The sequence below is a fragment of the Actinocorallia sp. B10E7 genome (assembly GCF_039871655.1).
Taxonomy (GTDB): domain Bacteria; phylum Actinomycetota; class Actinomycetes; order Streptosporangiales; family Streptosporangiaceae; genus Actinocorallia.
Genome location: NZ_JBDPLZ010000005.1, coordinates 254,096 through 279,775 on the forward strand (window position 1 = coordinate 254,096; position 25,680 = coordinate 279,775).

At 70.1% G+C, this 25,680-nt stretch carries 26 protein-coding genes; 10 read left to right on the plus strand and 16 right to left on the minus strand.

Annotated features, from left to right (window positions below):
* Window positions 1–6: 6 nt before the first annotated feature.
* Window positions 7–2,502 carry a DUF3516 domain-containing protein gene (locus ABGB12_RS18950; protein ID WP_347679658.1) on the plus strand — a complete coding sequence of 832 codons (2,496 nt, stop codon included), beginning with the start codon at window positions 7–9 and terminating at the stop codon, window positions 2,500–2,502.
* A 32-nt stretch (window positions 2,503–2,534) separates the two neighbouring features.
* On the opposite strand, the gene ABGB12_RS18955 is transcribed toward ABGB12_RS18950, so the two are convergent.
* A complete protein-coding gene (locus tag ABGB12_RS18955; RefSeq protein ID WP_347679660.1) occupies window positions 2,535–3,089 on the minus strand; it encodes a carboxymuconolactone decarboxylase family protein in 555 nt (184 codons plus the stop codon).
* 58 nt (window positions 3,090–3,147) lie between these two features.
* Here ABGB12_RS18955 and ABGB12_RS18960 point away from each other — a divergent pair, with 58 nt between their 5' ends.
* Window positions 3,148–3,633 (plus strand): MarR family transcriptional regulator, encoded by a 486-nt coding sequence (locus ABGB12_RS18960; RefSeq protein WP_347679661.1) that lies wholly within the window; start codon window positions 3,148–3,150, stop codon window positions 3,631–3,633.
* A gap of 48 nt (window positions 3,634–3,681) precedes the next feature.
* Here the strand turns inward: ABGB12_RS18960 and ABGB12_RS18965 are convergent, their stop codons facing one another.
* From ABGB12_RS18965 to ABGB12_RS18985, 5 genes are all read right to left on the minus strand, one after another.
* Window positions 3,682–5,283, minus strand: a complete 1,602-nt coding sequence (locus ABGB12_RS18965) for a peptide chain release factor 3 (RefSeq protein WP_347679662.1) — start codon at window positions 5,281–5,283, stop codon at window positions 3,682–3,684.
* 33 nt (window positions 5,284–5,316) lie between these two features.
* Window positions 5,317–6,162: a DUF4097 family beta strand repeat-containing protein gene (locus ABGB12_RS18970; protein ID WP_347679664.1), complete on the minus strand. Its 846-nt coding sequence runs from the start codon at window positions 6,160–6,162 to the stop codon at window positions 5,317–5,319.
* Window positions 6,159–6,806, minus strand: a complete 648-nt coding sequence (locus ABGB12_RS18975; RefSeq protein ID WP_347679666.1) for a response regulator transcription factor — start codon at window positions 6,804–6,806, stop codon at window positions 6,159–6,161. The genes ABGB12_RS18970 and ABGB12_RS18975 overlap by 4 nt, the downstream gene beginning before the upstream one ends.
* Entirely contained in the window at window positions 6,794–8,044 is a 1,251-nt protein-coding gene (locus ABGB12_RS18980) for a sensor histidine kinase (protein ID WP_347679668.1), read from the minus strand. The genes ABGB12_RS18975 and ABGB12_RS18980 overlap by 13 nt, the downstream gene beginning before the upstream one ends.
* A gap of 102 nt (window positions 8,045–8,146) precedes the next feature.
* Complete coding sequence (locus ABGB12_RS18985; RefSeq protein WP_347679670.1) at window positions 8,147–8,725, minus strand: hypothetical protein; 579 nt, start codon at window positions 8,723–8,725, stop codon at window positions 8,147–8,149.
* Between the two features lie 70 nt (window positions 8,726–8,795).
* Between ABGB12_RS18985 and ABGB12_RS18990 the strand changes: the two genes are divergently transcribed.
* Window positions 8,796–9,518 carry a VTT domain-containing protein gene (locus ABGB12_RS18990; protein ID WP_347679672.1) on the plus strand — a complete coding sequence of 241 codons (723 nt, stop codon included), beginning with the start codon at window positions 8,796–8,798 and terminating at the stop codon, window positions 9,516–9,518.
* Between the two features lie 34 nt (window positions 9,519–9,552).
* A complete protein-coding gene (locus ABGB12_RS18995) occupies window positions 9,553–10,398 on the plus strand; it encodes an NAD(P)-dependent oxidoreductase (protein ID WP_347679674.1) in 846 nt (281 codons plus the stop codon).
* Window positions 10,399–10,441: 43 nt separating this feature from the next.
* Here ABGB12_RS18995 and ABGB12_RS19000 read toward each other — a convergent pair whose 3' ends face one another.
* Window positions 10,442–10,822 carry an ATP-binding protein gene (locus ABGB12_RS19000; protein WP_347679676.1) on the minus strand — a complete coding sequence of 127 codons (381 nt, stop codon included), beginning with the start codon at window positions 10,820–10,822 and terminating at the stop codon, window positions 10,442–10,444.
* Window positions 10,823–11,065: 243 nt separating this feature from the next.
* Here ABGB12_RS19000 and ABGB12_RS19005 point away from each other — a divergent pair, with 243 nt between their 5' ends.
* Window positions 11,066–11,944 (plus strand): helix-turn-helix transcriptional regulator, encoded by an 879-nt coding sequence (locus ABGB12_RS19005; RefSeq protein WP_347679678.1) that lies wholly within the window; start codon window positions 11,066–11,068, stop codon window positions 11,942–11,944.
* Window positions 11,945–11,972: 28 nt separating this feature from the next.
* Entirely contained in the window at window positions 11,973–12,164 is a 192-nt protein-coding gene (locus ABGB12_RS19010) for a DUF397 domain-containing protein (RefSeq protein ID WP_347679680.1), read from the plus strand.
* Between the two features lie 113 nt (window positions 12,165–12,277).
* Here ABGB12_RS19010 and ABGB12_RS19015 read toward each other — a convergent pair whose 3' ends face one another.
* From ABGB12_RS19015 to ABGB12_RS19055, 9 genes are all read right to left on the minus strand, one after another.
* Window positions 12,278–13,684, minus strand: coding sequence for an MFS transporter (locus ABGB12_RS19015; RefSeq protein ID WP_347679682.1), 1,407 nt, complete (start codon window positions 13,682–13,684; stop codon window positions 12,278–12,280).
* A gap of 88 nt (window positions 13,685–13,772) precedes the next feature.
* Complete coding sequence (locus ABGB12_RS19020; protein ID WP_347679684.1) at window positions 13,773–14,264, minus strand: ATP-binding protein; 492 nt, start codon at window positions 14,262–14,264, stop codon at window positions 13,773–13,775.
* Between the two features lie 89 nt (window positions 14,265–14,353).
* Window positions 14,354–15,193 (minus strand): helix-turn-helix transcriptional regulator, encoded by an 840-nt coding sequence (locus tag ABGB12_RS19025; protein WP_347679686.1) that lies wholly within the window; start codon window positions 15,191–15,193, stop codon window positions 14,354–14,356.
* Between the two features lie 55 nt (window positions 15,194–15,248).
* Entirely contained in the window at window positions 15,249–16,172 is a 924-nt protein-coding gene (locus ABGB12_RS19030; protein ID WP_347679688.1) for a threonine/serine dehydratase, read from the minus strand.
* A 33-nt stretch (window positions 16,173–16,205) separates the two neighbouring features.
* Window positions 16,206–17,309, minus strand: coding sequence for a chromate efflux transporter (chrA, locus tag ABGB12_RS19035; RefSeq protein ID WP_347679690.1), 1,104 nt, complete (start codon window positions 17,307–17,309; stop codon window positions 16,206–16,208).
* A gap of 102 nt (window positions 17,310–17,411) precedes the next feature.
* Window positions 17,412–19,082 (minus strand): SulP family inorganic anion transporter, encoded by a 1,671-nt coding sequence (locus ABGB12_RS19040; protein ID WP_347679692.1) that lies wholly within the window; start codon window positions 19,080–19,082, stop codon window positions 17,412–17,414.
* Window positions 19,079–19,414: a metalloregulator ArsR/SmtB family transcription factor gene (locus tag ABGB12_RS19045; RefSeq protein WP_347679694.1), complete on the minus strand. Its 336-nt coding sequence runs from the start codon at window positions 19,412–19,414 to the stop codon at window positions 19,079–19,081. The genes ABGB12_RS19040 and ABGB12_RS19045 overlap by 4 nt, the downstream gene beginning before the upstream one ends.
* Before the next feature lie 145 nt (window positions 19,415–19,559).
* The gene (locus ABGB12_RS19050; RefSeq protein WP_347679696.1) at window positions 19,560–20,405 is read right to left on the minus strand and encodes a sulfotransferase; all 846 of its coding nucleotides are present in this window, start codon (window positions 20,403–20,405) and stop codon (window positions 19,560–19,562) included.
* Window positions 20,406–20,497: 92 nt separating this feature from the next.
* Window positions 20,498–21,253, minus strand: coding sequence for an EI24 domain-containing protein (locus ABGB12_RS19055; protein ID WP_347679698.1), 756 nt, complete (start codon window positions 21,251–21,253; stop codon window positions 20,498–20,500).
* A 633-nt stretch (window positions 21,254–21,886) separates the two neighbouring features.
* Between ABGB12_RS19055 and ABGB12_RS19060 the strand changes: the two genes are divergently transcribed.
* From ABGB12_RS19060 to ABGB12_RS19075, 4 genes are read left to right on the plus strand one after another with little or no spacing between them, the layout of a single operon-like run.
* Window positions 21,887–24,250 carry a nitrate- and nitrite sensing domain-containing protein gene (locus ABGB12_RS19060; RefSeq protein ID WP_347679700.1) on the plus strand — a complete coding sequence of 788 codons (2,364 nt, stop codon included), beginning with the start codon at window positions 21,887–21,889 and terminating at the stop codon, window positions 24,248–24,250.
* A gap of 32 nt (window positions 24,251–24,282) precedes the next feature.
* Window positions 24,283–24,663: a roadblock/LC7 domain-containing protein gene (locus tag ABGB12_RS19065; protein WP_347679702.1), complete on the plus strand. Its 381-nt coding sequence runs from the start codon at window positions 24,283–24,285 to the stop codon at window positions 24,661–24,663.
* Between the two features lie 53 nt (window positions 24,664–24,716).
* Window positions 24,717–25,064 (plus strand): DUF742 domain-containing protein, encoded by a 348-nt coding sequence (locus ABGB12_RS19070; RefSeq protein ID WP_347679704.1) that lies wholly within the window; start codon window positions 24,717–24,719, stop codon window positions 25,062–25,064.
* On the plus strand, window positions 25,045–25,641 hold the full coding sequence (locus ABGB12_RS19075) for an ATP/GTP-binding protein (protein ID WP_347679705.1): 597 nt from the start codon (window positions 25,045–25,047) through the stop codon (window positions 25,639–25,641). The genes ABGB12_RS19070 and ABGB12_RS19075 overlap by 20 nt, the downstream gene beginning before the upstream one ends.
* Window positions 25,642–25,680 lie beyond the last annotated feature (39 nt).

The window sequence follows — 25,680 nt, forward strand, 5'->3', positions numbered from 1 at the left end:
TAAAGGGTGAACCTGTATCAGCTGCTTCCCCAAGACGGTGATCCGGACAAGGCGTTCGAGGCGTTCGCCGGGTGGACCGAGGAACGAGGGCTGACCCTCTATCCGGCGCAGGAGGAAGCGCTGATGGAGCTGGTCACCGGGGCCAACGTGATCCTCGCGACCCCGACCGGCTCGGGCAAGTCGCTGGTCGCGGCCGGGGCGCACTTCGCGGCCCTGGCCCGCGACGAGTGCAGCTTCTACACCGCGCCGATCAAGGCGCTGGTGTCGGAGAAGTTCTTCGACCTCGTGGAGCAGTTCGGCAGCGAGAACGTCGGGATGATGACCGGTGACGCCTCGGTCAACCCGGGCGCGCCGATCATCTGCTGCACCGCCGAGGTGCTCTCGGCGATCGCGCTGCAGGAGGGCGACCGGGCCGACATCGGGCTGGTCGTCATGGACGAGTTCCACTTCTACGCCGAGCCCGACCGGGGCGTGGCCTGGCAGATCCCGCTGCTGGAGCTGCCGCAGGCCCAGTTCCTGCTGATGTCGGCGACGCTGGGCGACGTCGCGATGTTCGAGAAGGACCTGACCCGGCGGACGGGGCGGCCCACGGCCGTCGTCAGGTCGGCGACCCGGCCGGTGCCGCTGGAGTACAGCTACAAGCTGACGCCCCTGCACGAGACGATCGAGCACCTGCTGCTCGAGAAGAAGGCGCCGGTCTACATCGTGCACTTCACGCAGGCCGCGGCGATCGAGCGGGCGCAGTCGTTGATGAGCGTCAACGTCTGCACCAAGGAGGAGAAGGCGCAGATCAGCGCGCTGATCGGGCGCTTCCGGTTCACCACGAAGTTCGGCAAGACGCTGGAGCGGCTGGTCCGCCACGGGATCGGCGTGCACCACGCGGGGATGCTGCCGAAGTACCGGCGGCTCGTGGAGCGGCTGGCGCAGGCCGGGCTACTGAAGATCATCTGTGGTACGGACACCCTGGGCGTCGGGGTGAACGTGCCGATCCGGACGGTCCTGTTCACCGCCCTGTCGAAGTACGACGGGCGCCGGGTGCGGCGGCTGCGGGCCCGCGAGTTCCACCAGATCGCCGGTCGGGCGGGACGGGCGGGCTTCGACACCGTCGGATACGTCGTCTGCCAGGCTCCCGATCACGTCGTGGAGAACCACAAGGCGGTCCTGAAGGCCGGGGACGACCAGAAGAAGCTGCGCAAACTCGTCCGCAAGAAGCCGCCGGAGGGCTTCGTCTCCTGGGACGAGGAGACCTTCACCCGGCTCCAGGCCGCCGAGCCGGAGCCGTTGAAGTCCCGGTTCGACGTCACGCACACGATGCTCCTTTCGGTGATCAACCGGCCGGGCAACGCCTTCCAGGCGATGAAGAAGCTGCTGACCGACAACCACGAGGAGAGGGCCGCGCAGCGGCGGCACATCTCCCGGGCGATCGCGATCTACCGCTCCCTGAAGGCGGGCGGCATCGTCGAGGAGCTGCCGGTCCCGGACGAGGACGGACGCTGGGCGCGGATCACCGTCGACCTCCAGGAGGACTTCGCGCTCAACCAGCCGCTGTCGACCTTCGCGCTGGCCTCCCTGGAACTGCTGGACCGAGAGGCCCCCACCTACGCCCTGGACGTCGTGTCCGTCATCGAGGCGACCCTGGACGACCCGCGCCAGATCCTGGCCGCCCAGCTCAACAAGGCCAAGGCCGAGGCCGTCGCCGAGATGAAGATGAACGGCATCGAGTACGAGGAGCGCATGGAACTCCTCCAGGACATCGACTACCCCAAGCCCCTGGCGGAGCTCCTGGACGGCGCCTTCGAGATCTACGCCCGCGCCAACCCGTGGGTGGCCGACCACCCGCTCCGCCCCAAGTCGGTCGTCCGCGACATGTACGAGAAGTTGATGAACTTCTCGCAGTACGTGCAGTTCTACGAACTGGCCCGCAGCGAGGGCATCGTCCTGCGCTATCTGGCGGGCGCCTACAAGGCCCTGGCCCAGACGGTCCCCGACGCCGTCAAGACCGAGGAGCTCCAGGACCTCATCGAGTGGCTGGGCGAGCTGGTCCGCCAGGTCGACTCCAGTCTTCTGGACGAGTGGGAGCAGCTCACCAACCCCACCGAGGAGACGGACAAGCCCATCGAGGAGCGCACGACGGCGGTCACGGCCAACCCGCGCGCCTTCCGCGTCCTGGTCCGCAACGCCCTCTTCCGCCACGTGGAGCTGGCCTCCCTGCGCCGCTACCGCGACCTGGCCGCCCTGGAGACGGGCTGGACGGCCGAGGACTGGGAGGACGCGGTCCTCGACTACTTCGACGAGCACGAGGAGCTGCCCGCGGGACCCGAGGCCCGCGGGCCGGCGTTCCTGGAGATCAAGGAGGAGCCCGGCGTCTGGCACGCCCGCCAGATCATCGCCGACCCCGAAGGCCACCACGACTGGTCCATGACCTTCGACGTCGACCTGGCGGCCTCCGACGAGACGGGCACCGCCGTCCTCCACATCAAGGACTTCACCCGCCTGGACTGACCGGCCGCCGCGCCCCGCGGCGGCCGCGTGGCTCAGGCCGCGGGCTCGGTCCAGGCGAACGGCCGCAGCGCCTCGTCCAGGGGCGCTTCGGTCATGCGGTTGGCGAGGGTGGACATGGTGTAGGCGCTGATGCCGAGGACGACTTCCAGGGCGTTCTGGCGGGTGTAGCCGTGGGCGAGGAACTCCTCCAGGGCCTCGGCGGAGACGGCTCCGGAGGTGGCGAGGACCTCCAGGACGAACAGCCGCAGGGCCTCCAGAGGTGCGTCGTCCAGGGGGCGGCCCTCGCGCAGGGCGGCGATCTGGTCGGGGTTCGCGCCGACAGAGGGGAGCTTGGCCGAGTGCATGGCGACGCAGACGTGGCAGGCGTTGCGGGTGGCCACGGTCATGATGAGCACCTCCCGGGCGAGCGGGCTCAAGGTGGTCGTCTCGAACAGGCCGCTCATCCGCAGGAAGCCGTCCAGCAGTTGGGGGGACTCGGCGAGCCGGGCGACGGCGGCGGGCAGGTATCCCGTCTTCTTGAGGACCGCCTCCATGGGGCGGCGGGCGGCGGCGGGGGCTGACTCGATGGTGTGGTCGACGAACGACATGAGGGATCTTCCCCTAAAATGGGCAATGTGGTTGTCGAAATAGTAAACCGGGTTGTCCATGTCCGCAACATCTGACGGGCGTCCGGGCTTCGAGCTGCCCCTGCTGCTCCTGGCCGGATTCCGCACCCTCATCGATGAGCTGCACGCCGAACTGGCCCGCCAGGGGCATCCGGACGCACGTCCGGCCCACGGGTTCGCGATGCAGGCCATCGGCCTTGCCGGCGCCTCGGCCACCGAGGTCGGCCGCCGCCTCGGGGTCTCCAAACAGGCCGCGGGCAAGACCATCGGCAGGCTGGAGGAACTCGGCTACGCCGAACGCGTGGACGACCCCGCGGACGGGCGGCGCAAACTGGTGCGCCTGACCCCGCGCGGCGTTGACGCGCTCACCCGGTCCGCGGTGATCTTCGAGGGGCTGCGCTCCCGGTGGGCCGCGGCCCTGGGCGCCGACCGCCTCGCCGACCTGGAGGACTCCCTGCGTGCGGTGGCCGCGCCCGTGGGAATCGGCATCGACACCGACACCGTCGGCTGGTTCGCGGGCGGATGACGGCCCGCGCGGGCCCGGCCGCCGCCGAGGCGGCCGGGTACCGGCGGATCAGTACTGGCCGGCCGCGAGCATCTGCTCGATCTTGAGGTCGGGGAACTCGCGCTCGATGGCGCGCAGACGCCACTTGTCGGAGAAGAGGACGACGAGGTCGCCGGTCAGGGAGCGGGTGAAGACCTCGACGCCGCGCATCTTGGCGAGCTGCTCGGCCGACTCGGCGTCGGTGAGGCGGCACTCGTTGAAGTCGATCGTGTTGAGGACCACGGGGGAGTTGAACTCGTGCTCCATGCGGTGGGCGACGACCTCGAACTGGAGGGGGCCGACCGCGGCGAGGACCGGGGACTGGTCGCCCCGGACGTCGCTGCGCAGGACCTGGACGGCGCCCTCGCTGTCGAGCTGCTCGATGCCCCGGCGGAACTGCTTGTACTTGCCGACGTCCTTGGCGCGGCAGACCATGAAGTGCTCGGGGGCGAACGCGGGGATCGCCGGGTAGGTCACGGCGGGGCCGTCGTAGAGGGTCTCGCCGACCGTGAGGCCGTGGGTGTTGGGGAGGCCGATGACGTCGCCGGGGTAGGCGGTGTCGACGGTCGTGCGGTCGCGGCCGAAGACCGTCTGGGCGTGCTTGGTGACCAGGCCGCGGCTGGACGATCCCATGGTCAGGGTCATGCCGCGCTCGAATTTGCCGGAGAAGACGCGGATGAACGCCAGGGAGTCGCGGTGGGCCTTGTCCATGCCCGCCTGGACCTTGAACACCTGGCCGGAGAACGGGGCGTCGACCGGGCGGGGCTCGCCCTTGGCGTCCTTGTGGGCCGAAGGGGGCGGGGCGTAGGTGGTCAGGGCGTCCAGCAGGGCGCTCACCCCGAACTGGGGCAGGGCCGCGCCGAACAGCACCGGGGTGGAGATCCCGCCGGTGAACGCCTCCTCGTCGAGCTCCGCGCCGATCTCGGTGAGGAGGGTGAGCTCCTCCAGCGCGGTCTCCCACAGGTCGCCGAGCTCGGCGGCGGCGTCCTCGGCGGACATCCGGACGGCCTGGGCGCGGCCGCCGCCGGGGGCGGGGACGAACTTCGTGAACGAGCCGTCCGCCCGGCTGATCAGCCCGCGGAAGTCGCCCGCGATGCCGACCGGCCAGTTCAGCGGGGCGGCGTGCAGGCCGATCCGCTGCTCGATCTCGTCCAGCAGCTCCAGCGGCTCCCGGCCGGGCCGGTCCCACTTGTTGACGAACGTGATGATCGGGACGTTGCCGTGCTTGCAGACGTCGAACAGCTTGAGGGTCTGGGCCTCCAGGCCCTTGGCGGAGTCCAGCAGCATGACCGCCCCGTCGACCGCCGACAGCACCCGGTAGGTGTCCTCGGAGAAGTCGGCGTGGCCGGGGGTGTCCAGCAGGTTGAGCAGCGCCCCGTGGTAGTCGAACCGCAGCACCGACGAGGTGATCGAGATCCCTCGGCTGCGCTCCATCTCCATCCAGTCGGAGGTGACGCCCGCCCGGTCGCCCTTGCCGTGCACGGCCCCGGCGGTGGAGATCGCCGCGGCCTGGACGGCCAGCGCCTCGGTGAGCGTGGACTTTCCGGCGTCGGGGTGGCTGATCACCGCGAAGGTACGCCGCCGCGCGGCCTCGGCCGAGACCTCGTCGATCCTGCCCTTGACGGTGGACACCGCGTACCCCTCTCGAACGCCGGTTCAGCCTTTCTACTTTACGGGGGGCGGCGGTATGGCGGGGACGCCTCCAGAGGACCCCTGGTAGCGGACGGCGAGATCACCGCTGTCGTTCCTGGCGCGGATCCGGTGGGGGGCCGAACCGGTCTGCTCCACGGAGACCTCACGGCTCCCGGCGACGCTTTCCGCGTCGACGAAGTAGAGGGCTCCCCGGGGCACTTGGATTTCGAGGTTCCCGGCGGTCGTACGGACGTCGACGCTCGTCGGGGGCGTGACGAAGCCGAGGTGGGTGTCGCCCGCGGTGGACTCCACCACCACGGATCTCGACCGGGAATCCATGATCGACACATTGCCCGCGACGTTGGTGACGTCGAGGTCCCCCAGAACGTTCTCCAGCCGGATGTCGCCGCCGGCGAGGTCGACGTCGATCTTCTCGGTGAGGTCGCGGACCGTCACGTCCCCACCGCCCCCCTTCACGGTGAGAGGCGTCTGCGCCGGGACGCTCAGCCGGTAGGAGACGCGGCACGGCCGCGTGATCTCGATACGGCAGCGCACCTTGATCCGTAGCGTGTCGCCTTCCCAGGTCTCCTGGATCTTCGGCTCGAAGGACGACCAACGGAGCACCCGGACGACCCGGACCCGTCCCACGGGACCTGGTTCGACCTCCACGGAGGCGTTGTCCAGATCGATGGACAGGCTGGTGAGGGAGCGCTCGTAGACGTCACTGGTCGTCTTGCTGCTGGCCAGCATCAGGTCCATGGCGGCGAGGGAGCCCGCCAGCAGCGCCAGCAGGGTGAGGAGGATCCCGCCCACCCGCCAGCCCGTGCGCTTCTTCGCACTCGTTGCAGGGGTGAGCCCGGTCTCGGCGGTGGTCTTCATGCCCGTTCTCCCAGGAAGCGCAGTACGGCCAGAACCCGGCGGTGGTCACTGTCGGCGTGACGGAGGTCGAGCTTGGCGAAGATGTTGTTGATGTGCTTGGCGACCGCGCTCTCGCTGACGGTCAGGGCGGCGGCGACGCCCGCGTTGGACCGGCCCTCGGCCATCGCCTTGAGGACGTCGAGTTCGCGGGGGGTGAGCCGGTCGAGGGGGTCGCTGCGCCGCCGGACGAGCAACTGGGAGACGACCTCGGGGTCCAGGACGGTGCCGCCGGAGGCGACCCGGCGCAGCCCGTCCAGGAAGTCCGCCACGTCGGCCACCCGGTCCTTCAGCAGGTAGCCGACTCCGGAGGTCTCGCCGGCCAGCAGGTCGGTGGCGTAACGCTCCTCCACGTACTGGGACAGGACGAGCACCCCCATGTCCGGCCACTGCCTGCGGATGACGAGCGCCGCGCGGAGTCCTTCGTCGGTGTGCGACGGCGGCATGCGGACGTCCGTGACGACGACGTCCGGCTGCTCTCGTTCGAGTTCCACGAGCAGGTCCTCGGCCGTTCCCACCGCCGCCTGGACGGTGAATCCGGCGCGTTCCAGCAGCCGGATGAGGCCTTCTCGCAGCAGGACCGAGTCTTCGGCGATCACGACGCGCACGGGAGCTCCGCGGTGAGAGTGGTGGGACCGCCCGCAGGGCTGTGGACGGTGAGGGTTCCGTCGATGGACTCGACGCGCTGGGCGAGGCCGCGCAGGCCACTGCCCTTGCCGGGGTGGGCGCCGCCGATCCCGTCGTCGGTGACGAGGATCCGGATGACGTCGCCGTCACGGGAGACGGTCACCTCCGCACGGCCGGCCTGAGCGTGTTTGGCGGCGTTGGCCAGGGCTTCGGAGACCACGAAGTAGGCGACGGCCTCCGTGGTCGCGGAGGGTCGTTCGGGGAGGTCCACCGCCAGCGTCACGGGTACGGGTGAGCGCGCCGCGATTCCCGAGAGCGCCGCGTCGAGCCCCCGGTCGTTCAGGACCGCCGGGTGCAGCCCCCGGACGAAGTCGCGCAGTTCGGTGAGGGCCAGCTTGGCCTCTTCGTGTGCTTCGGCGATCTCCGGCAGGTCGGGGTTCATCGCCCGTGCCATCCCGAGGTTCATGGCCAGCGAGACGAGCCGCTGCTGGGTGCCGTCGTGCAGGTCGCGTTCGATCCTCCGCCGCTCGGCGTCGGCGGCGTCCACCACCGCGCTGCGGCTCTCGGTGAGCACCTCGACGCGGTGCGAGAGTTCCTTCGTCTGGTCGGGACCGAGCAGCGCGCGGGCCATGGCCAGATCCAGAGCGGTCAGCGCGTGCACCACCCAGGGCGTGACGAACAGCAGGAGCACCCCGAGAAGGAGCAGCACGACCTCCAGAGCGGTGTTGGAGGTGTCCAGCATGTCGGTGTCACGCAGCAGGTCCGGAGCCGTCACGGAGAGGGCGGACAGGGACAGCAGGCCGAAGCCCGCGCTCCAGAGGCCGACCACGAGGAGGGCCGAACCCAGCTCCGTCACCCCGGCCGCGACGTGGAATCCCGCCTGCTTCCACGTGTTGCGGTCAGCGATGTCGGCCACGAGACGTTCGCGGAAGCCCTCCGGGCGGTTGCGGGGCAGGGGGCTCACCGTCTCGCCCAGAAGGACGGAGAACCGGTTCCGCTGCAGGTCCCCCAGGACCCATACGCAGAAGAACAGGCCCGCCAGGGCGAAGGGGAGGATGACGAGGAGCATGACGGCGGAGGCCAGCAGGGCCAGTGAGCACACCCCGGCCACGGATACGAGCGCGCCCGTGACCAGGTGGACCGTCTTCCACCAGGTTCGGGGGCGCACCGGGCCGAGGAGGATCTCGCGCCAGATGGCGTCGGGTCTGTTCCCTTTCACGATGATCACGGTAGAGGCGGCTCGTGAGTCAGGCGATCCCTCTGGTTGCCGGATATGTGGTGAAGCCAGTGCCACCCGGGACGGGTCGTTCCGGCGACCGCATCAAGCCTTGCGGGCTGCGTAGGCCAGGATGTCCGCGCGCCGGTAGAGGCGGCGTGTCCGGCCGCCGCCCAGCGGAACCTCCTCCACCGGCTCGGGCCATCCCTTCGGCGGGCGGGAGGCGTAGACGGTGACGGTGCTCGGGGCCAGACCGAGCAGGCGTCCGGCCTCGGCGAGGGTCACCAGTTCCTTCTCGGGGGCCCGGTCCCGCGCCCGGGAGAACCCCTGGTACCAGGAGGCCCATTCCTCGGCGTCCCAGTAGAGGGCCTTGCCGTGGCGGTGGGCCGGTTCGGGGTGGCCGTTGGACGCGCGGGCCGCCCACAGGTCCTTCAGGGCGTGCTTGGAGAGGCCGTGGGCCTCCGCCAGCTGGTCGCGGGTGGCCAAGCCGGAAGGGGCGGGCGAGGCCGTCTCGCGGGAGGCGTACCAGGCGCTCCACTCGTCCGCGTCCCAGGTGAGCTGCTGCCCGCACCGGCCGTCCGGCTCGGGATGTCCGTTGGAGGCCCGTTCCCGGAACCACTTCTCCAGGGTGCTTCGTCCCAGGTCGTAGCGGGCCATGAGGTCTGCGCGCGTTACGGAAGTCACGCATCCAGTGTCGTGTACGTGCCTGAGATTACGCGGACATTAGGTGCCCTCCCGGTAGTGTTCACCCACGATGAGAAGGCCTGCCGTGCGTTTCGCGCTGCTCGTCGCCGGTGCGGCGGCCGCAGCGGTGGCTGCGGCGTTCCTGGTGCCGGACCGGGACGGGCTGGCGGCCGCCTTCGTGTCGGCGGGTGAGCTCAACCCGGTGCTGGCCGTCGTCGCCACCTGGGTGCTGATCCTCGCGATGGTGCCGCGCACGGCGCTGGCGTTCGTCTGCGGCCTGCTGTTCGGGCTGGGCCCGGGGGTCGGCTACGCGCTGGCCGGCGCGCTGCTGGGTGCCAGCACGGCCTTCGCCGTGGGCCGTTTCCTGGGCCGGGAGTTCGTCGACGGCGTGCTGTCGCGGGAGCACTCGGGGTGGCGGGGCGCGCTGGCGGCCCGGATGGCGCGGCTGGACCGCTGGCTGGGCCACAACGGGATCATCGGAGTGGTGGCCGTCCGGTTCCTGCCGATTGCTCCCTATGGCATGGTCTCTTATGCTTTCGGGACTTCTGCGACCCGTTACCGCGACTTCCTTTTCGGCAGCGCGGCGGGTGTCCTTCCCTCGACTCTGGGGTATGCGGCACTGGGAGCCGCCGTTTTCGGTCCCTCCGCGGCGCCGATGAGCATCGCTATCCTCAGTGGGCTGGGACTGCTGAGCCTGGTGGTGACCATCGTGCTACACCGAGTACGCAAAAACGAGCCCCACCCGTCGCCCGGACCGTCAAGACCGGATAACTTGAACATGGTCCGCCGGTGACCACAGAGAAGTGAGACTCCTGGAGGTCCCCCCGATGAAGATCCTGCTCGCCGGAGCCACCGGTGTGATCGGCCGCGCGCTGGTGCCGCTGCTCGTCGAGGCAGGCCACGAGGTGTCGGGGACGACCCGGCACCGCGCCAAGGGCAAGTTCCTCGAAGGGCTGGGCGCGCACCCGGTGATCGTGGACGTCCTGGACGCCAAGAGGCTGCGCAAGGCGGTCAAGGCAGAACGCCCCGACGTGATCGTCCACCAGCTCACCGATCTGTCGAACGAGGACTTCGCCGCCAACGGCGCGCTGCGCATCGAGGGCACCCGCAACCTGGTGGACGCCGCGCTGGCCGCGAACGTCGAGACGATGGTCGCGCAGAGCATCGCCTGGCTGTACACGCGGGGCGAGGAGCCCGCGGTGGAGACCGACGCGCTCGACCCCGCGCTGCAGCCCTACAAGAGCATCGCCTCGCTGGAGCAGGAGGTCGCGCGGATGCCCCGGGGCGTCATCCTGCGTTACGGCGCGTTCTACGGGCCGGGCACCTGGTACGCCCCGGACGGGGCGATCGCCGACCGGGTGCGGCGCGGGGAACTGGCGCTGACCCCGGCGTGGACGTCGTTCGTGCACGTGGAGGACGCCGCGGCCGCCGCCGTCGCCGCCCTCGGCTGGGAGCCGGGGCCGGTCAACATCGTCGACGACGAGCCCGCCACCTTCCAGCAGTGGCTGCCGCCCTACGTCGAGGCGCTGGGCGCTCCGGCGCCGAGGTCGATCCGGCACGCCGCCGCCACCGGCCGTCCGGTCTCCAACGTCAAGGCCAGGCAGCTGGGCTGGAAGCCGCAGTACCCGACCTGGCGGACCGGACTGATCGCCGAGGCCGCCCCGGCCGAGTAGGAGGACCGCGGGCGGGGAGCCCGCGGCCGGTCCGCGGGACGGCTCAGAAGGTGACCGTGTACCAGAACCGGAGCCGCTGGTCGGAGAGCCGCTCCCAGCCCCATTCCTTGGCGAGGAAGTCCAGGATGTACAGCCCGCGGCCGCTCTCCCGGTCGCTGTCGGGGTCGTAGCGCAGGGCGGGTTCCCCGTTCCCCCCGCAGTCGACGACCTCGACCCGCACCTGCTGGTCGTTCAGCTCCGCGGTGAGCTCCACCATCCCGCCGGGACGGGCGTAGAGCACGCTGTTGCCGAAGGTCTCCGAGAGCAGCTGCACCGCCGCGTATTCGGCCGGATGGTCGGCCCCGAGCCAGGCGGACAGCCATCTGCGTGCCACGCGTACCTGCTCCGGTCTGCCGGGCATGGTGATGCGCGTGGCGGTCAGCATGGTCGATCCTTCGGCCGTTCGGACTCTTGCTCCATCGCTCGAACCCTCCTGCGATCCTGCCGGGTCCGGCCGGGTGGTTCAGGGGGTTCTCCGGGGGATTACCCCTGGATTCCTCCAACACCGAGCCTTCCCGTCGCTACTCTCTGAGTGTGAAGCGCGACGGGGGGTCATGTAAAGCGCTTTCGTGGAATATTCCAAACTCGATCGTGTCGTCGATCGGGGACCACGCACCAGGAGGATCCGATGACCTCAGGGCGGACCAGCCCGACAGTCCGCCGGCGGAGGCTCGCCGCCGAGATGCGCAGGCTCCGCGCGGCTCGCGCGGTGAACCTGGACGAGGTGGCCAGGGGCTCGGACGTGGGACGGACCACCGTCTACCGCATCGAGCAGGCCTCCCACGCGCCGAAGGTGAACGACATCAGGGCGCTGTGCCGGTACTACGACCTCTCGGAGGAGGCGACCGAGGAGCTGGTGACCCTGGCCAGGGAGAGCCGGCAGCGGGGCTGGTGGCAGCGCCCCGGCCCGTCCTCGTCGATCCCCTCCTGGTTCGAGACCTACATCGGGCTGGAGGAGGAGGCCTCGGAGCTGCTGGTCTACGAGCCCGAGCTGATCACCGGCCTGTTGCAGACCGAGGACTACTACCGGGCGCTGCTGTGCGTCGACCCGGTGCTGCCCGAGGAGAGCGCCGCCGAGCAGGACCGCCGGGTGGAGGTCAGGCTCAAGCGCCAGGAGAGGCTGGCCGGCCCGGACGCGCCCAAGCTCTGGGTCATCCTCAACGAGGCCAGCGTGCGGCGGGTGGTGGGTGGCCGAACTGTCATGAAAAAGCAGCTGGAACAACTCATCGCGATCTCCCGGCCGCGCAGAATAACGTTGCAGATACTACCTTTCTCGGCCGGGGCCCATGCCGCCGTCGACGGGTCATTCCATATTTTGCATTTTCCCCGGCAGGCACATCCCTCGATCGTGTACCTTCAGTTCCGCCGCGGCAGCCTCTATCTCGAGGAAAAGGCAGATATCGCCGAGTACATGGAGATCTACGAGCACCTGCGCGCCATGGCGCTCTCTCCCGAGCTTTCCGTCGAGCTGATCGAACGGATAGCCGGAGAGTTGCCGCCCGCGTAGGACCGATATATGAAAGCGGGTGTTCTGAATGCTGGAGTTCTCCCGTCCCACCTGGCGGAAGAGTAGCCGAAGCGCCCAGAACGGTGCGTGTGTCGAGATCGGCACGTACCGCTCCGGTGCGCCTGTGGCGATACGTGACAGCAAGAATCCGGAAGGTGCGAAACTGGCCTTCTCCCGGCCTGAGTTCCGTTCCTTCATCTCGAAGGTGAAGACACTTTAGCGGGTTCTCCGGCAGAACGGCGCGGCACTCCGGTGTCGCGCCGTTCTGGTTTTCCGGACATTTTCCAGAATCCATTGTCTCAATCTGAGACTCTCGAAGTGTAATTTTTCAGATCAGTGGCGGTGGCGGATTCCGTGAAAGAGCGCCACCGCCCCGGCCAGCCAGGCGGCGCCCGCGACGATGAAGAAGCACAGGACGTAGTCGTCGAGGGTGGTGACCGCGCCCCCGCCGGTGAGGATCGCCGCGACGACCGCGCCGGCGACCGCGCCGCCGGCCGTCCGCACCAGGGAGTTGACGCCGCTGGCGATGCCGCTCTGGCTCATCGGCACGTGCTCGACGGCCAGGGTGCCCAGGGCGGCGTAGGCGATGCCGAACCCCACGCCCTGGAGCGCTCCATAGGCCAGGAAGTCGAAGCCGTGCGAGTTGGAGAGCGCCAGCCAGAGGTAGGAGCCGCCGGCGGGCAGGGATCCGATCGCCAGGGCGAACGCCGGGCCGGTCCGGGCCGCCAGCCTGCCGGAGTAGGTGGAGGCGTAGAACATCGTGACCGTGCTCGGCAGCGAGTACAGGCCCACGTCCAGCACCGAGCCGCCCAGCCCGTACCCCATGCTCTTCGGGGTCTGGACGAGGTTGGAGATCAGCGTGAACGAGGAGTACATCGAGAAGCCCAGCAGCAGCGACATCAGGTTCGCCGACAACGACTTGGGGCCGACCAGCAGGGACAGCCGCACGAGCGGCTCGGGGACCCTCAGCTCGGTCAGCGTCCAGCACACGCACAACACCGCCGAGGCGGCGAACAGCCCGAGGACCCGGCCCGACGTCCAGCCCCAGGCGTTGCCCTGGCTGATGGCCAGCAGCAGGCACAGCAGCATCAGGGCGGTGAGGACCGCGCCGGGGTAGTCGGGCCTGCCCCCGTGCCCGACGCCTCCCGAGGGCACGCCGAAAGCGACGAGGGCGATGCACAGGGCGCTGAGCCCGGCCGCCACCCAGAAGACCGGGGCGTGGTGGGAGGTGGAGGCGGCCAGCAGTCCGGTGATGAGCATGCCGAGGGTGCCGCCGATGCCCATGGTGGCGCTGACGAAGCCGATCGCGCTCATGATGCGGGCGGGCGGGAGGACGTCGCGGATCACCCCGATCGCCAGCGGGAAGAGCGCCACGCTGACGCCCTGCACCGCGCGTCCGGCGAACAGCACGCCCAGCGATGTGGCCAGCGCGCAGAGGACGGAGCCGGCCAGCAGCGTCCCCAAGGTCATCAGGATCAGCGGCTTCTTGCCGTACATGTCGCCGAAGCGCGACAGCAGCGGGGTGGCGACGGCGCCGGCCAGCAGGGAGGCGGTGAAGACCCAGGTGACGGTGGCGACCGAGGTGTCGAACTCGCGCATGAGGTTCGGCAGCAGCGGGATGACCAGGGTCTGCTGGACCGCCACCAGGGAGCACGCGACCGCCAGAGCCGCCAGGGTCAGCCTGGATCGGGGGGAAGGGGAGGTGGACTCGGGCGCGGGGGGATCGAGGGTGCTGGTCAAGGGGGGTCTCCTGGGGGCGCTCCCGGCTGCTGCTTACCCGACGAAGGTAGCCGGAGCGCTTTCCCCGGGATCCACCCGGCCTGCTCTCCTAAGCGAAGCAGCAGCGGACCGCCATCGTCCACTCGGTGACCGAGGAGCCGTGGCCGGAGACGTGCTCGTACTCCGAGCAGAGCATCTGGACGACGAACAGGCCCCGCCCGTCCTCGGCCAGCTCCTCCACCGCGACCGCGGGCCCGGCCGGGGCCAGCAGGAGCTCGGTCTGCGCGGCGACGTCGCCGCGCAGCACCGGCTTGCCGGTGGGCGGGGAGTGGTGGACCAGACGTCCCCACACGTGGTCCCTGCCGTGGACGACGCTCAGGGAGACCTTGCCGCCGCCGCCGTGCTCGGCGCAGTTGCCGAGCAGTTCGGACACCACGAGCAGGAACTCGTCGCGGGTCGGGCAGGAGGGGCCGAAGATGCCGCGAAGCCAGCTGCGGGCCGCCGTCCCGGCCCGCAGATCCACCGGAAGCGTCCGTTCCGCCGTCCACCCGGGAGACGAGGACGGGCCCATCTGGCTGTCGACCGTGGTCGGTCTGTTCACGGATCGCTCCAGTCAGCGTGCTTCCGATGGACGTGCCTAAAACTAGGGATTCGACGAGGGGCACGTCCAGGTTGTTTCTCGGAGTTTCTTCAGGGTTTTGCCGCCTCGATCAGATTCTGCGCGGTACGGCCGTAGGCCGAGGCCTCCACCAGGTGTTCGAAGGTCTTGAGGTAGTGCGCGACGTCCGCCGGCTGGCGGTTGCGGATCTGCCCCGCGACCAGATCCGGACGGACCTCATCGGCGTCGTAGATCCAGAATCCCTCCCACGGCCAGACCGTGCGGGGTGCCGACAGGGGCAGGACGCCGAGGGAGACGTTCACCTGCCCGCCCACGAAGTGCAGGAGGTGCTCGAGCTGTTCCCGCATGCCGTCCTCATCGAGCATCGGAGCGTACAGCGCGGCCTCGGAGACGACGAAGCTGAAGCGCTTGGCGCCGTCGGCGAGGTGCTGCTGGTGTTTGATCCGCTCCTGTGCCGCGGCGTCCGCGTCGTCGGGCACCTCGCGGAACCGCATGATGGAGGTGAGGTGCGCCTTGGCGTAGGCGGGGGTCTGCAGCAGCGAAGGGATGGGGCTGTGCTGGAAGATCCGGAACTCGGACGTGCCCTCGTACTGGGGGTGGAAGGACTCCTGGACCCGGCGCAGCCCGGTCTGCTCGATCCGGCGCCACTGGATGTAGAGGTCGTCGATGTTGCGCACGGCCGCGATGAGGTCGAGGACGCTCTCGGGGTTGCCCGTGGCCTCGCACCAGATGCGGATGTCCTTCTCGGTGGGGATCTGCACCCCGTTCTGGATCTTGGAGACCTTCGACTTGGCCCAGCCGACCTCGGCGGCCAGCGAGACGGTGTTGAGCGGCGACTCGGCGAGCAGCTGCCGCAGCCGGGCCGCGAGGATCCTCGCCGCCTCGTCGGCCCGTTCCTTGGTAGTGGGCATCCCTCGAAGCTACGCCGTTTGTTTCGAGTTGTCGCGGCGAGTTTCTAGATCGGTTTCAGTGGAGGTCGGACGGGTCGGTGTTGCCGCCGCACAGGACGACCACGGTGGTGCCCGGCTCGCCTTCGAACCGCCGCAGCCCGGCCAGGGCCGTCGACGCGCCGTGTTCGACCGCGAGCCGGTGGTGCCGCCACAGGTGCCTTCGGGCGTCGATGATCTCCTCGTCGGTGACGAGGACACTGTCGGCGCGGGTGGCCCGCGCGGTGTCCAGGGCCAGCCGGGAGGCGCGGCGGGCGCCGAGGGAGTCGGCGGCCACCGAGTCGACGGGGACGTCCACGGGTTCTCCCGCCTCCAGCGCGGCGTTCAGCGCGCGGCAGTGCTCGGGCTCCACGACGATCGTGCGCAGCCCGTGGTGGTCGGCGGCGGTCGCCACCCCGGTGAACAGCCCGCCGCCTCCGGCCGAGACGACGATCGTGTCGGGTTCCGGCACCTGGGCGAGGATCTCGTCGACGAGCGTTCCGGCCCCGGCCGCGATCAGGGGGTTGTCGTAGGCGTGCGAGGCCAGCGCTCCGGAGCCTGCCGCGAACTCCTCGCAGGCCCCGAGCGCGTCGGCGTACTGGGTGCCGACCTGCCGGACGTCCGCTCCGTATCCCCGAAGGCGGTCGACCTTCACCGCCGGGGCCGTCTCCGGGACGAAGACGGTGGCGGGGATCCCGAACATGCCCGCCGCCCACGCGCAGGCCATCGCGGCGTTGCCTCCGCTGGCGATCGTCACCCCGGCCTCGGGGAGCGTCCCGGCCTCCCGGTGGGCGAGCAGCAGGTTCAGCGCGCCGCGCGCCTTGAAGGAGCCGGTGTGCTGCATGAACTCCAGCGCGAACCACACCCCGTCGTCCGCGGGCGCGACGGCGACCTCGCGGATCCCGGAGCCGATGCGCCGGGCGGCCTGCGCGACATCGTCATATCCGATCTTCTGAGCTTCCACATATCCCTCTTACCGCACCATTTGCCCGGGCAATCACCCGGCCAGGGCATGGATCAGTCCGATCGCCGCGCCGATGGCGAGGTACCACGCGTTGTTGATCCGGGTCCGCCACACCGCCACGAGAGTGCCGAGGGTGATGGCGGCGGTGAGGGGGTCGACGACCGCGGCGCGCGCGAGCTGCCAGGAGACCCCGGCCATCAGCGCGAGGGCCGTGGCGTTGAGCCCGTCCAGCATGGCGCCCGTCCAGTCCCGGCTCCGCAGGAAACCGGTGAGCCGGGTGAGCAGCCCGACGAACAGGAACGACGGCAGGAAGATCGCCACGGTGGCGAGGAACGCGCCGGCCGGCCCGGCGATCACGTATCCGAGGAAGGTCGCGGTGGTGAAGACCGGTCCCGGCGTGACCTGCCCGATGGAGACGGCGTCGGCGAGCTGCTGTTCGGTGATCCAGCCGAGCCGGTCGACGAAGTCGCCGCGCAGGAATGCCAGCAGGACGTAGCCGCTGCCGTACAGGACCGCGCCGATCTTCAGCATGGTGGCGAAGAGCTGGGCGAGCTGGGCTCCGGTCGGGTCGGGGAACAGCGGGCCGGAGAGCGGCAGGACCAGGGCTCGCGGGTCGAGGGGGCGCGCTCGGCGAGCGGCGTGGACCGCGACGGCCGCGAGCGCGCCGGAGACCAGGATGAGCAGTTCGTTGGCGCCCGCCAGGTAGGCGGCGAGGGCGGCGGTGGCCAGCAGGGCGAGCCACACCGTCTTGAGGACGGTGCGGAGCAGGGCGAAGAGGGCGTGGGCGATGATCGCGATGACGGCCGGCACCACCCCGTACAGGATCCCCTCGACCGCAGGGGTGCTCCCGTAGCGCACGTACGCCCAGGCCAACGCCGTGACCATCAGGGCGGCGGGGAGGATGAAGCAGACCCCGGCCGCGACCAGCCCGCGCCACCGCGCCCGTTCGTGGCCGAGGTGGATGGCCAGCTCGGTGGAGTTGGGGCCGGGAATGAGGTTGGTGGCGCCCATGAGGTCGGCGAACCTCTGGTCGGTGAGCCAGCCGCGGCGGCGCACCAGTTCGTCTCGCATCAGCGCGGTGTGCGCCGCGGGCCCTCCGAACGCGATCGTGCCGAGCCGGAGGAACAGCAGCGCCACCTCCTGCCAGGATCCCTGAGCCGGTGCTTCCCCGTTCCCGTTCGCCACCCCCGCATCTCACCACGCTCCGGTGAACCGGCGGTGAAGCGCGGACGCGTGCCGTCAGGGCACGCGGGACAGCGGCTGGGGCAGCAGGGCGTGGGCGTGGGCGATGGCGGCGGGGGTGTCGGGGAAGAGCAGCCCGTCCCGGCGCAGGTGGTCGGCGATGCCGAGGGCGGCCAGCACCTGGTCGTGGTCGGGCTGGATGCCCGAGAGCAGGACGGTGATGCCGCGCTGCTCCAGCTTGGTGATGGCGTCGCCGAGGATCTGCGCGCCGGTGGCGTCCAGGGTGGTGACCCGCGACATGCGCAGGATGACCACCCGCACATCGGCGGTCTCCGACAGCTCCAGCAGGAAGCGGTGCGCCACCCCGAAGAACAGCGGCCCGTCGAACCGGAAGACGACGATGTGCTCGTCGAGCAGGCGCCGCTCCTCCTCGCTGTGGTCGCCGCCCTCCAGCGGCATCTGGTCGAGCTTGGCGGTGCGGGCGACGGCGCGCAGCGCCACCAGGATCGCCAGGGCGACGCCGACGGCGACCGCGGTGATGAGGTCGAGGGCGACGGTGACGGCGAAGGTGAGCAGCAGCACCAGTCCGTCGCCGCGGGTGGCGCGGGCGATGGCGCGCAGCGAGCTGACCTCGACCATCCGGATGGTGGTGGCCAGCAGGACGCCGGCCAGCGCGGCCAGCGGGATCCGTCCGACCAGTCCGGACGCGGCGAGCACGATGACGGCGAGCACGGCGGCGTGGGTGAGCGCGGCCAGCCGGGAGCGGGCCCCGGCCCGGACGTTGACGGCGGTGCGGGCGATCGCGGCGGTGGCCGGCACTCCGCCGAAGACCGGCGCGGCGAGGTTGGCGATGCCCTGCCCGAACAGCTCCCGGTCGGGGTCGTGCTTCTCCCCGACGGTCATGCCGTCGGCGACGGTCGCGCACAGCAGGCTCTCCAGCGCGGCGAGCGCCGCGACGGCCAGCGCGGACGGCAGCAGTGCGGCCATCGTGTCCACGGACACGAATCCCAGGGACGGGGAGGGCAGCCCGGAGGGCAGCGCCCCGATCCGGGCGACGTCGAGGTCGGCGAGTTCGGCCGCGGCCGTGGCCAGCACGATGCCCGCGAGCGAGAACGGGACGGCGGGCTTGAACCTGGCGCCGACGAGCATCAGCGCGGCGACCGAGAGCGCCATGGCGGGCGCCGCGATCCCGGGGCTCTGGAGGAAGAGGAGCAGGGACTGCCAGGCGGCCCGCCAGACCTCCTCGACGTCGGGCGCCTCGACCCCGAGCGCGGCGGGCACCTGCTGGAGCGCGATGACCACCGCGATGCCCGCGGTGAACCCCTCGATGACCGGCATCGGTAGGTACTGGGCGAACCGGCCGGCGCGCAGCGCGGCCAGCAGGATGAGCACGAGTCCGGCCATCAGCCCGACGAGCAGCACCCCTTCGGCCCCGTACCGGTGCACGATCGGCACCAGCACCACCGTCATGGCCCCGGTCGGGCCGGAGACCTGCAGGTTGCTGCCGCCGAAGACGGCGGCGAGCGCCCCGGCGACGATCGCGGTGACCAGCCCGGCCTGCGCGCCGAGCCCGGAGCTGACGCCGAAGGCCAGGGCCAGGGGCAGCGCGACCACCGCGACGATCAGGCCGGCGAGCAGATCGCGGCCGGGGGAGCGGCGGGCGGCGCGCCAGTCGGATCTGGCGGGCAGCAGCTCGGGCAGCCGCTGCAGCATGGTGGGGGTGGTCATCGTGATTCCTGCGCTCGTAGTTCGGCCAGCAGCTCGCCCTGGTCGGCGAGCATCTCGGTGAGGATGCGGCGGGCGGCCCGCAACAGGTCCGCCACGTCGGGGGTGCTCAGGGAGTAGACGACGGTGCCGCCCTCGCGGGTGCCGTTGACCAGTCCGGCGCGGCGCAGCACCGCGAGCTGCTGCGAGAGGTTCGACGCCTCGACCGCGAGCTCCTCGAGCAGCTCGCGTACCGGCCGGGGGCCGTCCTGGAGCAGCTCCAGGACGCGGATGCGCATGGGGTGGCCCAGGACGCGGAAGAACTCGGCCTTTGCCTGGTACAGCGGGACGGGCACGCGGGACTCGTTTCGCCGGGTGTGGGAGGTGGGAGGTTCTCTTCACTATGCATGAAATTGAAGAATTCTTCAAATCGTGGACACGAGAAGGGCCCGCGGCGGGTGTGTGCCGCGGGCCCGGGTGGCGGGTCCGGTGTCCCGGAGCTCAGTAACCCCAGAGGCGGGTGATCTCCCGCAGGTCCTCCGGCACGTCCTCGAAACGGGGCAGCGGGCGGGCCGGCTGGATCTTCCCGGACTTGATGTTGGCGCTCCAGTCGCCGAAGACCGGCTTGATCGGTCCGTGGTCGTGGGAGCCGTAGTCGAGCATCGAGGGCTCCCACGGCACCCCGAGATAGGCGCAGATCTTCTTCGTCACGTCGGCCGGGTCGGCGGTCAGGTCCTCGTAGCGGACCGTGAGGCCCTCCAGGCTCTGCCGGGCGGTCTCGACGCCCACCAGGTACTCGAGCACCTCCTTGACGACGGCGTCGTGCTCGGCGTCCTTGCGGCGGTTCATGACCGACTCGACGACGGCGGCGGGATGGCGCTGCAGGAAGATGTACCGGGCCTGGGGCCAGGCCGAGGAGATGCGCTGCCACTGCAGGGCGTTCGACGGGGTCTTGTCGACGATGATGCTCTTGCGGCTCTTCAGCAGCTCGTGGTGGAGCACCCTGTCCCACAGCAAGTGCTCCAGTTCGGTCAGGCTGAGCCCGACCGCCTCCATGATGTCGGCGGAGTACTTGCGGCTCGGCTCCACCTTGAGCGTGCGCAGGTGCAGCTCGTGCGGGGCGCGGATGCGCGAGTGGCTGTTGAGCAGGACGCGCAGGAGGGTCGACCCCGACCGTACCGATGAGAGGACGAAGACAGGTGAGGCGACCAGGCGTGTGGCCGACCGGTCGGGCAACGGCGCCCTCCGCTTGAGCGCCATCCCCGGAGGCCGTACGGCCTCGAGCAGGTGTGCTCCCCTGCGCCGGATGGCCTTCTTGATCACGCGCTTGCGCTTAGCGTCCTGCATCCTTCATCCCGGGGTCGACTCCTCCTGAACTCCCCGGACGGTACCGGGAGATCATGAAATATAGCTAAAGATTCTCGTTTATTAGGAGATGTTCATGCAACCTTTGGAGTCGCCGAGGTGTCAGCTTGGCACAGATCGCGGGCCATGAGCGTGGCTCCGGCGACCGCGCCGGGCATGAACAGCACCGCGCCGAGCGGGATGAGGAACAGCGCGCAGGTGGCGGTGCCGAAGCCCAGGGCGGTGGACCGCCGCGACCTCAGCCGGGCGAAGCGCTCCTTGCGCCGGATCCCGCGGCGCTCCATCGCGATGCCGGTCAGCTCCCCGGTGAGGAAGTAGCCCGACACCACGAGCGCGACGACCGGGACGACGGTCTGGCCGATCACCGGGATGAAGCCCAGCGCGAAGAACAGCACGCCGAAGGCCACCGCGGCCGCGCCCAGGACGAGCGCGTCGCGGACGCTCCGTCCGAGCCCGTGCCAGAACGGCTCGCCGGGTTCGGGCGGGGCGCCGCCCACGGAGTCCTCCACCCGGACGGCGAGCGCCTCGTAGAACGGTTCGCCGATGATGAGGGTGACGGCGGTGAAGAGGAGCAGCGAGACGAACAGTGCCGCGCCGAAGACCGCGATCCCGGAGATGAGGCGCAGCGTGTCGCGCGCCCCGGGGGCCCAGCCGTCGGCGAACGGCGTCATCCACCGGACGAGGTCGCCGATCTGGAAGCCCAGCCAGGTCAGCAGCCCCGCGAACAGCAGCAGCGCCAGCAGGGCGGGGATCAGCCCGAACATCCACTGCACGGGGCGTTTGGCCACCCAGCCGATTCCCCGTCCGAGGTAGCGCACTCCATCGATCACCGTTCGCACCTCCGCGTCGTCATGACTTCCCGCGGAGATTAGTTTGCCAAGATGGCGAGTCGGTTCGGCCGTCGCGCAGTGGAGCAACGCATGAACGGAATCCCTGTCGTCATCCACACCGACGGCGGGCCGGCACACGATCGGCCGGCGCGCCGAGATCTCTCCTTATCGGAGACCAGCATCACACCGGGTATTCGTGGCAGAACAAGGCGCGCCTATCTCTTCGATATCAATAGTGTCCGACCGGCGGTGCGTTCCCGAAGTAATGGGAGGCTTCATCGGGCATGAGATTCCGCCGTGATGTCCTGTTCCAAGGTCGCCCGGCTTTCGGGGCGCCGATCGTGGTGTGCTGCGGGAAGGCCGCGTGGGCACGGGTTTCTCTCTCCGTGACGCCGCTACCACGGAGAGGGCGTCGCGCGATGCCGGGCATGCGTGCGGCGGCAACTTCCATTATGGAAGGCCCCGGGTTCGGGTCGGTGGCCAAAACCCCTTGAAACTCAGTACTGTGAGCGACCCTGGTTGATCAGGGGACCCGACCACGGAGCGAAAACGTTGTTCAAACGCCAAAAATCTCCGACCCCTCGTCGTGGGCGGCCGATTCTGCGACGCATCGCGGCGCTGCTGGTACTGCCGTTGCTCTCACTGACGGTGCTGTGGGGATACGCGGCGAGCACGACGTTGTCGGCCGCGCTGCGGAAGTTCGAGTACACGGACACCTACGAGCAGCTCGGCCTGCCCGCGACCGACGTCGTGACGAAGCTCGGCGCGGAGCGCGTCGCGGCCTCCATGCTGCTGGGCCGCTCGAGCACCGCCGAAGCCGCCTACGGCCAGGCGAAGAAGGAGACGGACGCGATCCTCGGCGTGTTCCTGCCGGCGATCGAGGACAAGGACATCGTCGCCAGGCTGGGCGACGGCGCGGGGTCGCACCTCGTCAAGGCCAAGGAGGCCCTCGGCGGGCTGCAGCAGCTGCGTACCAAGGTCGAAGACGGCCGGACCGACCTGATCGGCGTCCTCCAGGGCTACGGCGGGCTCATCGACAGCATGCTGAGCTCGGTCGCCGGTCTGGTCAGCGTCGAGGACGTCCAGGTGGTGCAGGACACCAAGTCGATGCTCCACCTGATGTGGGCCCACGACCTGCTGATGCGCGAGGGCGCGCTGATGTCCTCGATCAGGCCCGGCACCCGGGTCGACGCCGCCCACAGGGTCGCGTTCGCCGAATGGGCCGGCAGCCGCAAGCGGTTCTTCGCCTTCGGCGTCAGCGGTATGGACGGCGAGCTGCAGAAGTACATGGACAAGGTCGTCAACAGCCCCGAGTACCAGAAGTACGAGCAGATGGAGCAGTCGGTCCTCGCCGGCCGCACCCAGCAGGACCCCAAGGAATGGCGGGCTATCAGCGGGCAGGTGGCCCTCCTGTGGGGCACCGAGCTCCGCGAGGCCGGCGCCTACCTGAGGAACGAGAAGGTCGAGCCGATCGGCCAGCGGATCATCACGGAGTTCATCCTGGCCGGTGGTCTCGGTCTGCTCGCGGTGATCGCGTCCGTCCTGATGTCGCTGCGGTTCGCGCGCAGCGTCTCGCGCGAGCTGAGGGGACTCCAGCTGGCCGCGTGGGACCTGGCCCGCGAGCGGCTGCCCCGGGTCGTGGCCCGGCTGCGGCGCGGTGAGGAGGTCGACTCCGCGGCCGAGGCGCCGCCGATCGACCGAGGCGTGACCAAGGAGATCAACGAGGTCGCCGAGGCGTTCGACACCGTGCAGCACACCGCGGTCGACGTCGCCGTCGCCGAGGCGCAGCTGCGCAAGAGCGTCGGCCAGGTCTTCGTCAACCTATCGTGGCGCAGCCAGGCGCTGCTGCAGCGCCAGCTCCAGCTGCTCGACGCGATGGAGCGCCGCGCCTCCAGTCCCGAGGAGCTGGACGGCCTGTTCAAGCTGGACCACCTCACCACCCGCATGCGGCGGCACGCCGAGGGTCTGGTCATCCTGTCCGGGGCGCCCACCGTCCGGGCCTGGGACCACCCGGTGGAGATGGAGGACGTGGTCCGCGCCGCGCTCGGCGAGGTGGAGGAGTACACCCGGGTCGACACCGCGGTCTCCTCCTCCGTCCTGATCAACGGCGACGTGGTCGCCGACGTCATCCACCTCCTGGCCGAGCTCATCGAGAACGCCACGATGTTCTCCCCGCCGACCACCGAGGTGCTGGTCCGGGCCGAGGCCGTCGCCAACGGCGTGGTCGTCGAGATCGTCGACCGCGGCATCGGGATCTACCCCGACCAGATGGCCATGCTCAACCGGAACCTCGCCGACCCGCCGGAGTTCAACCTGGCCGACAGCGACCGGCTCGGCCTCTTCGTGGTGGCCCGGCTGGCGGCGCAGCACGGCATCAAGGTCACGCTCCAGCCGTCCGCCTACGGAGGCACCTCGGCCGTCGTCCTCCTGCCCGAGAGCCTGGTCGTGCGGACCGGCGGAGCCCACGCGAGGAAGGAACGAGAGCCCGTGCGGGCCAGCAGGATGTCCCCGGCGGCTCCGTCCGCCTCCACCACGGGCCAGAACCCCGCGCTGCCGGAGGGGCCCGCGACCTCGTCCTCGGGCAGGTACGCCCCGCCCTCGATACCGCCTTCGGTGCCTTCGGACTCGAACTCGACGCTCACCGGCGGGTTCGACGCCTACACGGGGGCGGTTCCGGAGACCCCGGCAGGACTGTTCCCGCAGCCGCCCGCGCCCGCTCCCGCCCCGGAGCAGGGCCGGGGAAACGGCGGACGGCCGGGCAAGCTGCCCCGCCGGAACCGGCAGCAGCACCTGGCGCCGCAGCTGCGTAAGACGTCGGAGTCCTCGTACACCGGTGCCGCGAACGGGTCCTCCGAGGAGGACGAGGGTTTCGTCGAGCCGGATCCGGAGTTCAGCCGGGACCTGATGTCCGCACTGCAGTCTGGATGGCTGCAGGGACGCGGCTCGGACGATGAGACCACAGAGTTCGAAACCTACGATGAACGGGAGAGGCCGTGACTCAGCCGCAGCCATCCGGAGAATTGAGCTGGATGCTCGATGACCTGGTCCAGCGGGTGGAACAGGTGCACCAGGCGGTGCTGCTGTCCCGCGACGGTCTGGTGATGGGTGCCTCGCGCACCGTCTCCCGCGCGGACGCCGAGTTCCTCGCCGCGCTGTCCTCGGGTTTCCACAGCCTGTCCAACGGCGCGCGTGATCATTTCGGCGCCAGGCAGGTCCGGCAGGCGGTCATCGAGCTCGACGACAAGCTCTTCTTCGTCCTGCCCGCAGGGAACGGCAGCTGCCTGGCCGTGCTGAGCACCGCCGGGCCGAAGGCGGGACTCGTCGCCTATGAGATGGCGCTCCTGATCAAGCGGGTGCGGCAGCACATGGCGGCCGCGCCGCGCAGGCAACCGACGGCGAGCGCCGGATGAGCGCGGCCGGGGGACCGGGGGGAACAGGAGGGCCGCTGCCCAGGGAACGCTGGGTGGGCAAGGAAGCCGGTCCGCTGGTGCGCCCCTACGCGGTCACCAGGGGCCGCACCCAGCCCCGGGGGGTGCGGCTCGACCTGGTCACCATCCTGGTCGTGAGCGGCCGGGGCGCCGCGGAGAACGTCAGGCTCTCGAGTGAGCACCGGCGGCTGCTGGAACTGTGTCGGCGGCCGTCGACCACCGCCGACCTGGCCTCCGAGGTGGAACTTCCGCTGCGGGTGGTCCAGGTGCTCCTGGGCGACCTCTACCACTACGGACTGATCGAAGAGGTCCGTCAACCTGCCCCCCAGCGTCCTGACGCTCACTTGCTGATGAGAGTGCTCGATGAACTTCGCCACCTCTGACCCTTCCCACCGGGAAGTCGCCGACGCGCCGACCGTCGCGTTGAAACTGCTGGTCGCCGGTGGTTTCGGAGTCGGAAAGACCACCCTGGTCGGCGCGATCAGCGAGATCCGTCCGCTGCGCACGGAGGAGGACCTGACCGACGCCAGCGTGGGTGTCGACGACACCACCGGCGTGGAGCGCAAGTCCACCACCACGGTGGCGATGGACTTCGGCCGGCTGACCTTCAGCGGCGGCCTGCGGATCTACCTGTTCGGCACGCCCGGCCAGGAGCGGTTCTGGTTCATGTGGGACGAGATGGCCTACGGCGCGACCGGCGCGATCGTCCTGGCCGACACCCGCAGGCTGGAGTCGAGCTTCGCCTCGATCGACTTTTTCGAGCAGCGCGGCATCCCGTTCGTGGTGGCGGCGAACTGCTTCGAAGGGGCCCAGAAGTACAACCCGGACGAGATCCGGGACGCCCTGGACGTGGGCCCCGAGGTCCCGGTCCTCCTGTGCGACGTGCGCCAGCGCGAGTCCGTCAAGGCCATCCTGGTCACGCTGATCGAGTACGTCCTCAGGCTGACCAACGCCGCCTGATCTGGCCGGCCTCCGCCTGATCGGCTGACCGAGGCCTGA